This window comes from Halorubrum sp. T3 (assembly GCF_000296615.1).
GTDB classification, from domain to species: Archaea; Halobacteriota; Halobacteria; order Halobacteriales; family Haloferacaceae; genus Halorubrum; species Halorubrum ruber.
Genome location: NZ_ALWQ01000008.1, coordinates 1 through 14,364 on the forward strand (window position 1 = coordinate 1; position 14,364 = coordinate 14,364).

The following is a 14,364-nucleotide window of genomic DNA, read 5'->3' on the forward strand; positions in this document are numbered from 1 at the left end:
CGCACGTATACACGGTTGGTATCGAACCAGACCGACACAGGCGTCTCGCTGTAGAGGCTACAGCGAGTCTCGGTTCAACTCCGAGAGTCGGCATAAAGGCGGCCAGAGCGGTGGGGAAACACCCGTACCCATTCCGAACACGGAAGTTAAGCCCACCAGCGTATCGTGAAGTACTGGAGTGAGCGATCCTCTGGGAACCACGAGTCGCCGCCTGCCCACTCATACGGGACCCATCCCACCAAGCCCACGGACGTTGTGTCCGTGGGCTTTTTTCATATCCAGCGAGCCACCGCGCTCGCATCCGACCGCTAAACTTAAACGCTCGACAGCGGTACCTTCGCTTGGCGCCAAGGTGGCAGAGTCTGGTCAGACGCAGCGGCCTGCAGAGCCGCCCAACGCCGGTTCAAATCCGGCCCTTGGCTTTCGACTTTTTCGAGACGGACCGGCCGATCGGTCCCACGAACTGACCCGCTTAGTAACCGTTAAACACCGGGTGACCCATGCGTGAACTATGCAACGACGCGCTGTGGCCGTGTTTGTCGCGCTGTTCCTCGCCGTCGCGGGCGTGGCGGGTGCGCTGACCGCGACGGCCGAGACTCCGGAGATAGCGCTCGAAAACCCGGAAGTCGACGCCTCAGTGAACGACTCGATCGATGTCGGCGGCGAGACGTACGTCATGGCCGCCATCTCTGAAAGCGAGAACGACGATGGCCAGACGGTCATCTCGGGCACGCTCGAACGCGAGTTCACGGCGGAGACATCCGAAACGTGGGCGAACGAGTCGACCGTCTCGGTCGACGACCGCGAGTGGCGCGTCGAGATCGCCGGGGAGAACGCCAGCGAGTTCACGCTCGTCGAGGTGCTCGACCGGCAGGCGATCCTCGAGGCCGACGACGATGCGGAAAACGAGACGGTCACCCTCGAGGACGGCGAGTATGTCGCGGTGACCGACGAGAACGGCGATCGGACGCTGGTGCCCGTCGACGAGTACTTCCCCGCGCCCGAAGAGCGGTCGTACGCGACGGGCGAGACGCTCGAGTACGACGGGCAGACGGTCACAATCGACGACGTGACGGCCGACGGGGCCGTCCTCGTGTGGGAGACCACCGAGACGGAGACGGTCGAGCTCGCCCAGCAGTCGACGGTGACGATCGGAGACACGGAGTACGTCGCGCACTTCCCCGACGCGTCGACGCTTCGGATGTCGACCGACATCGAGGCGTACGAGGCGCAGGTCACCGAGATAGAACGGTTCAACCAGTACAACAGCGGTCTCTCGCGCGTCCTCGTCCTCTCGGTCCTGTCGTCGATCATGCTCGCCGGGATGGCGTTCATCCCGTCGCGGTACTGACCGCCGACCGGCGTTTTCATTCGGGTCCGCTCCGTTCAACCGACAGTCACTACCTGTCGGGACCGCTACCGAGACCATGAGTTCGGCAATGGAGAAGGTGCGACAGCTCGCACCCCACTGGGCGGTGATGTTCGTCGCTATGTTCGCCGCGCTGGCGGTCGTCGAGCGCGTCCTCGGCGGGCTCGGGCTCGCGGCGTCGCTGCTGATCGTCTTGGCTATCGCCGTCGCGTATCCCGTCGTCGTTCGGGCGCTCGGCGTCGCCCCGCCCGTCTGGCAGCGGTGACGGCGGTCCCGAGGGGAGTCCGATGGCTACCTCCTCGGAGGAAGTCGGCCGGATAACACCGGTGTCAGCCGGTCACCGTCCCGTCCCTCTCGCTTTTATACGCCTCGGTCGCCTTTCGATCGGTATGAGCGACGAGAAGCCGGCTCCGGTCACGTCGGAGCTCCCGGACGCACCGTTCCACACCAGCGGCACCGATCACATCACGGTCTGGGGGAGCAACGAGGAGGACACGCTCGCCTTCTACCGCGACCTGCTCGGGATGCCGCTCGTGTTGCGCCAGCCGAACCTCGACGACCCCTCGCAGACGCACCTCTTCTTCGACACCGGCGACGGCCGGATTCTCACGGTGTTCGTGAGCGACGAGCGGGCGTCCGCGCGCGGTCAGCGCGTCAACACGGGCGCCGTCCACCACCTGTGTTTCAGCGTCGAGCCCGACGAGTACGAGGATATCATGGCGGCGCTTGAGGAGGCGGGCAAGGGGTACAACGTGTTCGACCGCGGCATCTTCCACTCGATTTACACCCAGGACAACAACGGGCTCGTCATCGAGCTGTCGGCCGACAAGTACGAGATCCCCGACGACCGGAAGGGCGAGGTGCTCGCGACCGCGCAGCGCCTCCGCGAGGAGGACGGCGCCGACTTCGCGCAGGACCGCCACATGGAGGGGGCCCTCGAGGAGCTCGGACTCCCGGTGAACAAACACGACCTGCCCGACGCCGACGCCGGCGTGGGGGTCTGAGATGACCGGCAGCGCTCCGGACCCGAACGCCGGCGACGACCCCCACGGCGACGAGCCGCTGGTCACGGCCGGGACGCCGCTCGCCGACGCCGACGCGGCGCTCGTACTCATTCACGGCCGCGGCGCGACCGCTCGGAGCGTCGTCGACCTGGGTGAACAGTTGGCCGGCGACCGCGACGTCGCGCTGTTGGCGCCTGCCGCGGCCGGCAACACCTGGTATCCGAACTCCTTCCTCGCCCCGGTCGAAGACAACGAGCCGGGTCGGAGTTCCGGCCTCCGGGCGGTCGGCGCCGCGGTCGACCGCGCGGTCGACGCCGGGATCGCCCGTGAGCGCGTCCTCGTCGGCGGCTTCTCGCAGGGCGCCTGCCTCGCGAGCGAGTTCGTCGCCCGCAATCCGACCCGCTACGGCGGGCTCGCCGTCTTCAGCGGCGGGCTGATCGGCGAGACGGTCGCCGTCGACGACTACCTCTCGGACGGCGACGCGGCGGACGGGGACGGCCCGCTCGCCGGCACTCCCGCGTTCCTCGGCTGCAGCGACGTCGACCCGCACATCCCCGAGGAGCGGGTCCACGAGACGACCGAGGTGCTGGAGGCGCTCGGCGCCGACGTCGACGAGCGGATCTACGAGGGGATGGGCCACGGGATCAACGACGACGAGGTCGCGGCGGTGTCGGAGCTGATCGCGTCGCTCCCGTAGCCGCGCTCCGTTTCTCGAATGCCTGTCACGACACCGCGGCGATCGACAGTCGCAGCGTCGCCAGCGCGGCGGCCCCGAGGACTCCGCCGAGTGCGGCCGACGCGGCCGTGAGTCCCCCCGTCAGCGTCGCCAGCGTCGCCGGGATCACGACCGCGAGGACGAGGAGGACCACCGCGGCGCTCCCCGTCACCATCGGGTCGAGGCGCCGCACGCGCTCCCCGAGTGCGGACGGCGCGTCGGACGCGCCGGCGCGTTCGCCCGCCACGGTCGCGGGTTCGGCCCGCTCCCCGCCGCTCGCGCCGCTCGCAGCGTCGGAGTCCCGCTCCCCGGCCGACCGCCGCCCGGTCACGATCCGCCAGCGGCCGTTCTCGCTGCGCGCGCGGGCGAACTCCCCGGCGATCAGGTCGGCGGCGCCCGGCGGGTAGCCGAGCCCGCGGACTAACGCGAGGAAGTCGCTCTCGTCGTACCGGCCCGCGGTCGGCCAGCGGTAGCGGTCGCGCAGGCGCTCGCCGGTCGGGAGCGCGTAGGCGACGCGGACCAGGTCACCGTCGCGCTCCCAGTCTACCACCTGGACCCTGACGGTGCCGTCCGCGGCCGAGTGCCGGTCCAGCAGGTACAGCTCGGTCGCGTCGTCGATCGCGGTCGGGTCCCGGTCCGCGAACGCGAGCGGCGTCCCCTCCGGGAGCGGGCGCGATCCGTCGGCGCCGCGCTCGGCGGCCTCCGTCTCCGGAGCGTCCATGTCCGTCCTTGTCGCCCGCCGGCCATAAGTGTCGGTCCGAAGGCCGGAGCGGCGAATATCGGGGCCGCCCGCGGCCGCCTCACGCCAGCCAGTCGTCGGGCTTCGTGTCGTAGTCGACGTCGTCGGCCGCGATCCGGGATTCGGTCTCGGCGTCGAGGTCGTGTTCCGTCACCTCGCCGCCGTCGTACTGGAGCCGCACGCCGACCTCGGTGCCCTCCGGCTCCTCGCCGCGCCGCTTGGCGCGCCGGACCTCGCCGTCGTCGTACTCGACGCGGATCGTCGCGAGATTCACCGGGCGGCCCCACAGCTCGAATACGCGCTTCAGGGTCGCCTTCGCGCGCTCCTCGTCGAGCGCGACGCCGTTGTACCGGTGGCCCAAGAGGAGCTCCCCCCGGTTCCGGAAGTTCCCGTCCAACACGACGATCGTTGGCTTCCCGAAGTTCGTGAATCGGAGGAGCAGCTTCTTCCGCACGTCGTCGGCGTCGACGCTGGCGACGCGGTGCTCCTCGGCGGCGCGGCTGTACTCGTAGGTGAAGTAGTTCCCCTCGCGGACGAACTCGTCCGTGAGGAACGCGTCGACGAACGTCACGTCGTTGTGGCTCTCGCGCACCTCGAACATGCGCTCCCAGCCGGCCGTGCGGTCGACGTCCGCGACGGCCTCCGCGACCGTCTCGTACCGGTCCACGTCGAACAGGTACCGGGCCTGCTCTTCGAGCGCCTCCCGGGAGACGTTCCGGAGCGCGCCCCTGTGTTCCGGACGCGAGAGGACGTAGTGTCGCTCCGCGAGTCCCTCGCGGGTGAGCAGCTTCCACGGGTAGCGCTCGACGTCCATCTCGTCGCCGTCGCCGCCCGTCTCGCCCTCACCGGGACCGCTGCCGGAGCCGTCCCGAGCGGAGAGCGCCCGGTCGACCGCTTCGGCGTCCACGCGAGAGTCGCCGGCGGCGGCCAGATCGGCGAGCTCGTCGAGCGTCGCCGGACCGGCGCCCGCGATCGCCGGGTGCGGTTCGAGCAGGGCCGCGACCTCGTCGAGGTCGACCCGCGAGTGGAAGTTCTCGGCGGTCACCCCCTCGACGCGGAGCAGCTTGTCGGTTACCTCTCGGCGGGCGGCCCGCAGCTCCACGTGCGTCCACAGCTCGAAGCCGAGCTTGTACGGGTTGAGCCCGGGCGAGCCGAGCACCCGGGACATGTGGTCGGCGTACGTGAGGAACTCGTCGGGCCCGGCGAACCCCTCGCCGCCCATCATCACCGACTCCCAGTACGTCGCCCACCCCTCGTTCATCACCTTCGTCTGCTTCTGCCCGGCGAAGTAGTACGCCTCCTCGCGGATCGCGTCGATGACGGTCGTCTCCCAGGGCTCGCGGTCGACCGCCTTCCCGCTCTCGGGGTCGTACCGCTTCCCGTGGTCGCGCAGGAACGCGAGCACGTCCGGCCGCGGCTCCTCGGGCTCGACGCCCTCGCCTCTCGCTTCGAGCCACTCGTCGTCGAACACGTCGCGGCGCACCTCCTCGGAGAGGTCGAGGTCGTCGATCCGGGCTTCGATCGCCGCCAGCGGGTCCTCGTCGCCGTCGCTCACGTCCGCGGCGACGCCCGGGTCCTCCACGGAGCGGGCGGCGTCGACCGGGCTGTGCTGGTCGATCGTGTCTTCGAGGGCGCTCACGGCGTCGATCAGCCGCTCCACCTCGTCGCGGTCGACGTCCGTCCGATTCGCGATCGCCGCGATCCGGTCGGCGTTGCGCTCCAACCGCGCCGCCGCGTTCGGGCCGTCCTCGCCGCGGTCGGCGTACAGCCCGAACCACTCGTTGTTCGCGAAGAAGTCGGCGTGCGCCTCCACGTGGGTGATGACGGCCTTCTGGTCGGCCGCCGAGTTCGACTCCTGGAGGAACGCGTGCGCCGGGTCGTCGTTGTTGACGATCTCGAACGCCTTCCCCAGCCCGTGACGGTCCAACTTCGACTGCCGCTCGTAGTTCATCCCCCACCGCCAGTGCGGGTACCGCCGCTGGAACCCGCCGTAGGCGATCAGCTCGTTCATCTGGTCGTGGTCGACGATCCAGTACCGCACCGGGTACGGCGCCAACCCGAGCCGCTCGGCCAGCTCGCGGGCCTCGCGGGCCGGCTCGTCGAGCGACTCGGCCTCGCGTTTCGCCTCGACGCGGTCGTCTCTCATCGGCCGCCACCTCCGTCGGTCCGGCCGCGGGCGGCCCCGCCCGCGTCCCCGGCGCCGTCGCCCGACGACTCGGTGCTGAGGATCTCGTAGATGGCGTCCGTCACGTCGTCCGGCTCCGAGACGCGCGCGACGGCCACGTCGTCGGCGTCGCCGAACGCGGCCTCGACCTCGTCGGCGTGGCGGGCGTTCGCCGCGCCGTCGCCGGGCTGGGTCTCGACGTACGCGTGGAGGTTGGCGTCGATCGACTCCATCTTCGGGATCACGCGCTCGGTGGTGTCGCTGCCGGCGTTCTCGGAGTCGCCCGCGGCGAACACGTACCGGTTCCACTCGCTGTACGGGTACTCCTCGAGGATCTCCTCGACGAGGTCGTACGCGCTGGAGATGCGGGTGCCGCCCCCGGACTGAATCCCGAAGAACTCCTCGCGGTCGACCTCCCACGCCTCCGCGTCGTGGACGACGTACCGGAACTCGGCGGCGTCGTACTTCCCGGTCAGGTACCAGTCCATCGGGGTGAACACGCGCTCGACGAGTTCGCGCTTCGTCTCGCGCATCGAGCCGGAGGCGTCGCGGACGTTGACGACGACGACGTTGCGCTCGCGCTTCTCGATCACCTCCGGGTGGCGGAACCGCTCGTCCTCCCGGCGGAACGGGACGCTGTCGAGCCCGTCGCGTCGGATCCGGTGGCTCACGGGCTCGCGGTCGACGCCGTCGTCGAGCGCGTCGAAGCTCTCCCAGCGGTCGAGCGCCGCGACCGGTTCGCCGCGCTCGTCTTCGAGCGTCGCGGCCGCGTCGGCGATCCACGCCCGGGAGACGGGGATCCCCTCGCCGCGCGCCCACGCGAACACGTCGTCGACGTCGGCGCCGTCGACGAACAGCCCCTCGCGGACGTACTCCCCGTCGAAGTCGGTCGCGAGGTGCCGCTTCAGTCCGCGCTTGAAGAACTCGTCGACGTCGAGGGTGCCGCGCGGCCCGGAGCGAGCGGTGTCGGTGAAGTCGCCCTCCACCTCCTCGACCACCCGCTTCCCCTTCGGTTCGAGGTCGAGCCCGAGCGCCTCGTCGAGCTCGCGGGCGAACTCCTCGGGGTCCATCTCGTAGTACTCGTGGTCGCCGCCCTCCTCGCCCGGGTCGCCCTCCTCGTCGCCATCGCCCGGCTCTGGCTCGACCGGCTGGCCGGGCTGGGGCTGGCCGTCGCCGCCCTGCCCCACGCCGCCGGCCGACCGCTGGTCGTACTCGAAGGCGGGGAGGTCGACCACCTTCACCGGAATCTTGACCCGGTCGGCGTCGGAGCCGCCGAGGTCGCCGTGGCTGATGAACTCCGCGAGGTCCTCCCGACGGCTCTCGCCCACCTCGCGGAACCGCTCGCGGTCCTCCGTCAGTCCCACGGGTCACCACCCCCGTTCCGGTCGGCGTCGTCCGGCCCCTCGTCGCCGGCGCGGCCGGCGTCGACGTCGGGCCACTCCTCGCGCACGTCCACCATCACCGCCCGACTCGTCAGCTCCGCCGACGCGCGGCTGTAGCCGCGCTCGCGGAGCCGCTCGACCGTCTCGGCCTTCACGCGCTCCGTCTCTGTGTCGGTCGGCGGGTCGGCCCACGCGGCGGGGTCGAGGTCGGGGAACCGCCGCTTCACGTCTTCCAGGTCGTTCGCGTCGATCACCGCCTTCAGCTCCGGCACCTCTGCGAGGTCGACGTCGTCGACGCTGAACTCCTCGCCGCGGTTGCGCCACGCGTACCGCGTGAGTCCGCGGATCACCCGCTCGCGCCGGAAGCGCTCGACGTCGCGGGTCGGGTCGGTCCCGCGGTAGTCGCTCTCGTCGAACCGCCCGAGCGTCTCCGTCTCGAACACCTTCATCGCGAGCGGGTCCGGCGCCTCGTCGGCGCGCTCGCGGTCGGTCGGGTCGTCCTCGTCCCACGCGTACACGTGTTCGACGTACTCCGCGACGGTCTCCGTCGAGACGGTCTCCTCGGCGAGTATCGCGTCGATCACGTCCTCGCGCTGGCGCTCGCGGACCCGCTCGGCGACCGGTCCGCGGCGCCCCTCGAACTCCGCGGCCTCGGCCCGCGAGAAGACCGGCGCGTCGGCGAGCCCGTCCGCCATCGCGTCGAGCACGTCCGTCGGGGTGACGACGTGCTCGACGGGGAGGTCGGGATGGCTGCGGTCGGCCGTCGTCGCGAGCAGGTCGGCGACCGCGTCGCGGGCGTAGGTGACCGGGATCCCGTTACGGCCGTCCCCCGCGGCGAGGGTGACGTCGTCGACGGTGACCGCGTCGTCGCCGCGCCGGACCTCGCCCGTCTCGTACAGCTCCGCCGTCTCGATCAGGTCGAGGTCGCCCGGCGAGTCGTCGGCGTCGAGCCGCGTGACGACCGCGTACAGCGCGGCGGCCCCGACCGCGTGGGGCGCGATCTCGCGCTCGACGGCCGCGCCGTCCGACTCCCGGACCTCGATCGACAGCGGCGCCGCGCCGGGGTCGGCGCGCGCGCCCGCCGCGTCGTCGCCGCTGTCGCCCCCCGCGATGGCGCCCGCTCCGACCGTCGCGTCGTCCGCGTCGCCCGCCCCCTCCACCGCCGTCGCGCCGGCGATCTCTCTGCGGAGGAGCCGCGCCTCCAGCCGGCGGTTCGTGAGGTAGCGGAACTCGTGTTTCGAGAGCCGGCGCTTCAGCGCCTTCAGCGGGTCGGCGTCGCCGCGCTCGGCGTGCCGGTCTAACTCCGCGTCGAGGTCTGGATTCGAAATGACGATCAGCTGGGTGTCAAGGTCCATCCCGATCCCCTTGTCTAACTTCACCCGCCGCTCGTCGGGGACGTTGAGCAGCCGCCGGAGCAGGTCCGCGTGCTGGCTCGCGTCCTCGACGACCGTAGCGACGCCGTTCCCCTGCGAGAGCACGCCGTCGTAGCTGAACGCCTGCGGGTTCTTCCGGCCGCGCGAGTCGAGCTCGCGCAGCATGCCGCCCATCCACGAGCCGACGAGCCGCTCTTTCGGCGTCCCGTCGTCCTCGGCGTGGAGGACCCCCACTCCCTGGCCGACGTCGACCACGTAGCTGGTCACCCGGAGGTGGTCCCGGTCGGTGATCGCCGAGAAGAGGTCGCGGCGCCCGCGCTCGCGGTAGGCCGACTCCAGGTGGTCGTACGCCTCGCGGCTGAACGGATCCAGCTCCACGTCGGCGGCGATCGGGTAGGCGTCGCCGCCGACCGCGTCGGCGATCGACTCCCTGACCCCCGCGGGGAACACCGACAGCGGATGCGACTGGACCGGACTGCGGTACCACTCCCCGGCGTCGCCGCCGTCGCCGTACGAGAGCGACGCCGCGCCCGCGCCGCCGCCCCCGCCGACGCCGGCCCCGGCACCCGTGACGTTCCACTCGACGGTGTACCGCCGGCCGGCGTCCGTCTTCGAGAACGCGCGGAGCCCGTTGATTAGGCACCGCTTGAACTCCGATTTCCCCGTCGCGGTCGGCCCGTCGACCCAGACTATCGTCTCGTCGCCGCCCCGCCCGGTCGCGGCTGCGCGGAGGTCGTCGACGAACCCGTTGAGCGCGCGGGTGTTGCCGAGGACGGCGTGTTCGCCGTCGTTCGCCGGGTCGTCGAAGAAGCGGTACCGGTCGAGCGTCTCGCCGCGCTCGTGGACCTCGCGGGTTCCGAACGACTCGACGGCCGCGAGGACGTACCCCGCGCCGGAGGCGGCCGCGGTCGGGTTCTCCAACACGCGGTCGACGTACGAGGCGAGGCTCATCGGCGGGTCGTACGCCCCCCGGAGCGCCTCGTCGGCCGCGTCGAGGAACCCCTCGCCGTCCGATCGGGTGCGGTCGCTCATCTCAGCCACCGTCCTCGATCTCCGAACGCGCGACCGCCGCGCCCGCGTACTCCAACACCTCGGCGGCGCCGTCCTCGGAGTAGCCGCGGTCGACCAATGCCGAAACCCACGCGCTCCGGTCCTCGTCGTCGAGGTCGGTCGCGGACACCAGCGCCGAGAAGTTGATGTTGTGCTTCTTGTCCTCCCACAGCTTCCGTTCGAGGGCGCGGCGGAGCCGGTCGTTCTCCCGCGGGTCGAAGCCGCGCCCCTCGCGGGCGCGCCGGGAGACCCAGTTCGACACCTCCTGTCGGAAGTCGTCCTTCCGGTCGGAGGGGACGTCGAGCTGCTCTTCGACGGCGCGTAAGAACGTCTCGTCCGGCTCCGTCTCCCGCCCGGTCAGCTCGTCGTCGACGGTGTCGTCGTCGATGTACGCCATCACGTGGTCCATGTACTTCTCGCCCTGGCGGCGGAGCTCGTCGACGTCGTACGCTAACGCGTGGCGCACGTCCTCGATGGCGCGCTCGCGGTACTCCTCGCGGACGCGGTCGAGCAGGCGCTCGTAGCGGTCGAGGTCCTCGGCCGCGATCGAGCCGTGGCCACCGAGGTTCGCCTCGAAGTGGTCGAAGACGGACAGCGGCGAGAGGTACCCCCGCTCGCGGTGGGTGGCGTCCATGATCGCCTCCGCGATCTCGTCGCCGACGAACCGCGCGGAGATGCCGTCCATCCCCTCGCCGACGTCGGCGGACTCGGCGGCGTCCTCGCGGAGCTTCCGCCGGTCGATCTCCTCGTCTTCTAACTCCCCGTTGTACGCCTTCGCCTTCTCCACGAGCGTCACCGTCTCGTCGGTCGGCTCCTCCAAGCGGGTGAGCACGCCGAAGAGCCCGGCCATCTCCAAGGCGTGGGGCTCGACGTGGACGTTGGGCACGTCGGCGTTGGCGAGCATCTTCTCGTAGATCTTCGCCTCGCTCTCGTACTCTAACACGTACGGGTAGTCGATCCGCTTGGTGCGGTCGTTGAACGCCTCCATCTTCTCGTCGCCGGTCTTCTCGCGGTACTCCGGCATGTTCGTCCGGCCGACGATCACCTGGTCGATGTCGATACGCGGGTTGTTCTTCGGCTTGATCGTCGACTCCTGGGAGGCGTGGAGGAAGTCGTAGAGGAACTCCCGCTGGAGCTTCAACAGCTCCTCGCCGGAGAACAGCCCCCGGTTCGCGTTGCAGAACGCGCCGGCGTAGTCGAACGCGCGCGGGTCGGACTCGCCGTAGACGGCGAGCTTCGCGTAGTTGACGTCGCCGGTGAGTTCCGTTTCGTCCTGGTTCTTCTTGTCTTTCGGCTCGAACGTCTCGATACACTCCCGGCGGTTCTCGTCGGCGACCAGCCGGACGACCTCAACGTGCTCGTCGAGGACGCGCTCCAAGTCGTCGTCGTAGTGCGCGAGCAGCTCGTTCAGGTAGAACTCCGAGGCCGGATCGGGGTGCTGGTCGTTCCGGAGGGTGTAGGGGGCATCGAGCCGTTCGTTGAGGTCGTCGACCACCGCCTGTCGCTGCGGCTTCGGGAGGAGGACGAGCGGGTCCTGGCTCATCGGCGAGCGGACCGCGTCGTCGTCGGGGTCCTGATCGTCGATCACCGAACAGAGGTCGACCCATCGGAAGGTGTACATGCGGCCGGCGTCCTCGCGGGTGTACGCCTCGAAGTACCGTCGGACGAGCCAGTCGAAGTGGGACTTGCCGGAGCCGACCGGCCCCAAGAGGAGCTTGATCCGTTTTTCGGGGCCGAGCCCGCGGGCCCCGGACTTCACCTTGTTGACGAACTCGTGGATCGCCTCGTGTACCTCGCGGCCGTAGAAGACGTTCTCGCCGTCGTGGAGCGGGTCCTCGGCGGCGAGCGCGTACTCGACGACGCCGCGTTCCTCGTCGTAGCGCGTCCCGTAGTGGTCGAACATGTCCGCGACGCGCTGGTGCGCGTTCCGCGCGATTTCGGGGTCGTCGTACAGCGCGTCGAGGTACCAGTCGAACGAGCGCGCGGCTCTGAGGTCGTCGGGGACCGCCGTCCGGTACTCCTCGCTGAGCCGTTCGAGCGTGTGTTGGTCTGCCATCGTATCACGTTCGCTCGGACGGCGGGGTCGGCGTCGCCGGCGCGGGTCGCGCCGCACGGAGCTGTCGCTCTCCGTGCGCGTGTCGGCAGCTCGTCGACCCCCGAGCGGCGCGTCGTCGGGGTGCGCGTCGGTGCCGGTGAACGCCTCGCCCGTATCCGAGGCTATATATGTGAGAGGGATTGCCACGGATAAGTATGTCGCCTGTTCACACCCCACTCGATCCGTTCGGTACCGTCGCAGTCCCCGGATTCGCCCCGATCGGTGACGGTCCGTCGGCCGGTTTTATCCGGGGTTCGTGAGATCCACGGCGGGCGTGGGTCCCCGCGAATCGCTCGCGCGCGCCGGCCGTTTCACTCCGCCGCTCCCCCGCCCGAGAACCGGAAAGCTCGCCCCCGGAACCCACCCTTTTGCGGGACGCCGACCCAGTGGACGTGTGACGTTCAGCATCTGCGTTCGCGAGCGGTACACCGACGAAGACGGCGGCGACCAGGTCCGGTTCGGCGTGGGGGTGACCACCCGGCTGCCCGGCGTCGGCACGCTGTGTCCCTTCGCGTCGTCCGACGGCGCGGTGGCGACCCAGTCGCTCGTCAACGTCGAGTTGGGTCGGAAGGGGATCGAGTACCTCGGCGACGGGCTCGCGGTCGACGACGCCTTGGAGGCCCTGTTGAACGCCGACGAGGGGAGCGCCCAGCGCCAGCTCCACGGCGTCGACGCCGACGGGACGTTCGCGTTCTCCGGCGACGAGTGTAACGACTGGTATGGCCACCGCGAGGGACAGAACTACACCGTCGCGGGCAATCTCCTGACCGGCGAGGACGTGATCGAGGACACCGCGGCCGCCTACGAGTCCGACGCCCACGGCGACGCGCCGCTCGCCGAGCGACTGATCGACGCCCTCGCGGCCGGGCACGCAGCGGGCGGCGACAAACGGGAAGACCTCGAAGTCCAGTCCGCGGCGCTGCTCGTGCGTAACACGGAGGAGGACGCGGACGACCCGTACTACAACGACCTCCGGGTCGACGCGAGCGAGACGCCGGTGGCCGACCTCCGCGAGACGTACGAGACCGCGAAACGCGGCTACGAGACGATCTTGGAGAAGTACGCCGAGGAGGAGGACGGCGGGGACGACAGCGGCGAGGCCGCCGAGGGCGACGAGGGGACGGACGCCGACACGGAGTAACGACCTTTCCCTACATCGACAGCCGCGCGAGGATCGGCAGATGGTCGGACGGGTACCGGCCGCGGTCGTCCCGGTCCGCGAGTGTCGCAAACGCGTCGACCGCCATATCGGGCGAGACGAGCGCGTGGTCGATCCGGCGGCCGTCGATGAGGCGAGCGAAGTCGGTGAGGCTCGTCTCCGGGCCGTGCCGGAGGTCGGCGGCGGCAGCGGCGTCGCGGAGCGAGCGGGCGTCGTCGGCCGGCGTCGCGGAGTCTTTCTCGTCTCGTTTCGGGTCGTCGCCGACGAGGACCCGGTGCGGCTCCGACCCCGGCGTGCAGTTGAGGTCGCCGACGAGGACGACCGGGAGCGTCTCGTCGGAGTCGCCGCTGATCCCGTTCGCCGCCGCTATCTCCGGCACCCGCTCGCGGAGCAGGCGGGCGGACTTGCGTCGCGCGTGCGCGCTGACGTGGTCGAAGTGCGTGTTGACGACGAGGAGTCTCGCGTCGCCGTCGCGGGCGCGCACTCGGGCCCACGTCGCGATCCGCGGGTGCGAGGCGTCCCAGCCGGTCGAGGGCTCTCCCGGGGTCTCCGAGAGCCAGAACGTGTCGCTGTCGACGATCTCCCAGCGCTCGCTCCGGACCGCGATCGGGCACCCCTCGCCCTCGCCGCCGGCCTCGCGGCCGCGCCCGACGAACTCGTACGCCGGGAGCCGCTCGCGGAGGTCCTCGCGCTGCTCGGGGAGCGGCTCCTGGAACGCGGCGACGTCGGGGCGGTGGAACCGGACGAGTCGCGCGACGGCGTCGCGGCGGTCGTGCCAGGCGTCGTGGTGGTCGCCGCGGTTGGCGTAGCGGACGTTGTAGCTGAGCACCCGGATCCCGGTCATTACCTCTGGGGTCGCGGGCGAGGCGATTAAAAGGCGCGGAGGGATCACGCGTTCGCTCGGGTCGTCATCGGTGGGTGTGCTGTCGATTATTTATAATTGAGTGCGTTCGGATCAGCGGCGAACACCCCCGAAGCCCCGGCCGCTCGGCGATACGTGACCGATACCGTTCCCAAGAACCGCCTCGAAGCCCCGACCACGAGGTCCGAAAACCGCTCCGAAGCCCCAGCCGGGAAGCGGCCGTACGCTCGCTGCGCTCCTCGCTCGTTCGCTTCGCTCACTCCCTGTGGTGCTTACATCGCCTACGGCCGCTTCCCGGCTGCCCCTTCGAGTCCCACCCCGCACCGCACGGCACCTCACGCCTCCCCAGCCTCGTCAGTCGCCTTCGCTCCGCTCAGGCGACTAACTCCCTCGCGCGGTGCTGCTCGGCCGCGAAGCGGCCTCGCAGGCACGCGCCACCGCGGTTCTATTTA

11 protein-coding genes, 1 tRNA gene and 1 rRNA gene are annotated in these 14,364 nt (G+C 70.4%); 7 read left to right on the plus strand and 6 right to left on the minus strand.

What is annotated here, in order from left to right:
* Positions 1-94: 94 nt before the first annotated feature.
* From rrf to B378_RS0100030, 6 genes are all read left to right on the plus strand, one after another.
* A 5S ribosomal RNA gene (gene rrf, locus B378_RS0100005) occupies positions 95-216 on the plus strand.
* Positions 217-346: 130 nt separating this feature from the next.
* Positions 347-422 (plus strand) — tRNA-Cys (locus B378_RS0100010).
* A gap of 104 nt (positions 423-526) precedes the next feature.
* Positions 527-1,351, plus strand: coding sequence for a hypothetical protein (locus B378_RS0100015; protein WP_026046094.1), 825 nt, complete (start codon positions 527-529; stop codon positions 1,349-1,351).
* A gap of 76 nt (positions 1,352-1,427) precedes the next feature.
* Positions 1,428-1,634: a hypothetical protein gene (locus B378_RS0100020; RefSeq protein WP_026046095.1), complete on the plus strand. Its 207-nt coding sequence runs from the start codon at positions 1,428-1,430 to the stop codon at positions 1,632-1,634.
* Between the two features lie 124 nt (positions 1,635-1,758).
* Positions 1,759-2,373: a VOC family protein gene (locus B378_RS0100025; protein ID WP_017341796.1), complete on the plus strand. Its 615-nt coding sequence runs from the start codon at positions 1,759-1,761 to the stop codon at positions 2,371-2,373.
* A 1-nt stretch (position 2,374) separates the two neighbouring features.
* Positions 2,375-3,070 carry an alpha/beta hydrolase gene (locus B378_RS0100030; RefSeq protein ID WP_017341797.1) on the plus strand — a complete coding sequence of 232 codons (696 nt, stop codon included), beginning with the start codon at positions 2,375-2,377 and terminating at the stop codon, positions 3,068-3,070.
* Positions 3,071-3,095: 25 nt separating this feature from the next.
* On the opposite strand, the gene B378_RS0100035 is transcribed toward B378_RS0100030, so the two are convergent.
* From B378_RS0100035 to B378_RS0100055, 5 genes are all read right to left on the minus strand, one after another.
* A complete protein-coding gene (locus B378_RS0100035) occupies positions 3,096-3,809 on the minus strand; it encodes a hypothetical protein (protein ID WP_017341798.1) in 714 nt (237 codons plus the stop codon).
* Between the two features lie 79 nt (positions 3,810-3,888).
* The gene (locus tag B378_RS0100040) at positions 3,889-5,973 is read right to left on the minus strand and encodes a SpoVR family protein (protein ID WP_017341799.1); all 2,085 of its coding nucleotides are present in this window, start codon (positions 5,971-5,973) and stop codon (positions 3,889-3,891) included.
* Positions 5,970-7,355 (minus strand): DUF444 family protein, encoded by a 1,386-nt coding sequence (locus B378_RS0100045; protein ID WP_017341800.1) that lies wholly within the window; start codon positions 7,353-7,355, stop codon positions 5,970-5,972. Before B378_RS0100045 ends, B378_RS0100040 begins: the two co-directional genes overlap by 4 nt.
* Positions 7,346-9,778 carry a serine/threonine protein kinase gene (locus B378_RS0100050; protein WP_017341801.1) on the minus strand — a complete coding sequence of 811 codons (2,433 nt, stop codon included), beginning with the start codon at positions 9,776-9,778 and terminating at the stop codon, positions 7,346-7,348. The genes B378_RS0100045 and B378_RS0100050 overlap by 10 nt, the downstream gene beginning before the upstream one ends.
* Position 9,779: 1 nt before the next feature.
* Positions 9,780-11,852 (minus strand): PrkA family serine protein kinase, encoded by a 2,073-nt coding sequence (locus B378_RS0100055; protein WP_017341802.1) that lies wholly within the window; start codon positions 11,850-11,852, stop codon positions 9,780-9,782.
* Between the two features lie 433 nt (positions 11,853-12,285).
* On the opposite strand from B378_RS0100055, the gene B378_RS0100060 reads away from it, so the two are divergent.
* On the plus strand, positions 12,286-13,032 hold the full coding sequence (locus B378_RS0100060) for a DUF1028 domain-containing protein (protein ID WP_017341803.1): 747 nt from the start codon (positions 12,286-12,288) through the stop codon (positions 13,030-13,032).
* A 10-nt stretch (positions 13,033-13,042) separates the two neighbouring features.
* On the opposite strand, the gene B378_RS0100065 is transcribed toward B378_RS0100060, so the two are convergent.
* Positions 13,043-13,894 carry an endonuclease/exonuclease/phosphatase family protein gene (locus tag B378_RS0100065; RefSeq protein WP_017341804.1) on the minus strand — a complete coding sequence of 284 codons (852 nt, stop codon included), beginning with the start codon at positions 13,892-13,894 and terminating at the stop codon, positions 13,043-13,045.
* Between the last annotated feature and the right edge of the window lie 470 nt (positions 13,895-14,364).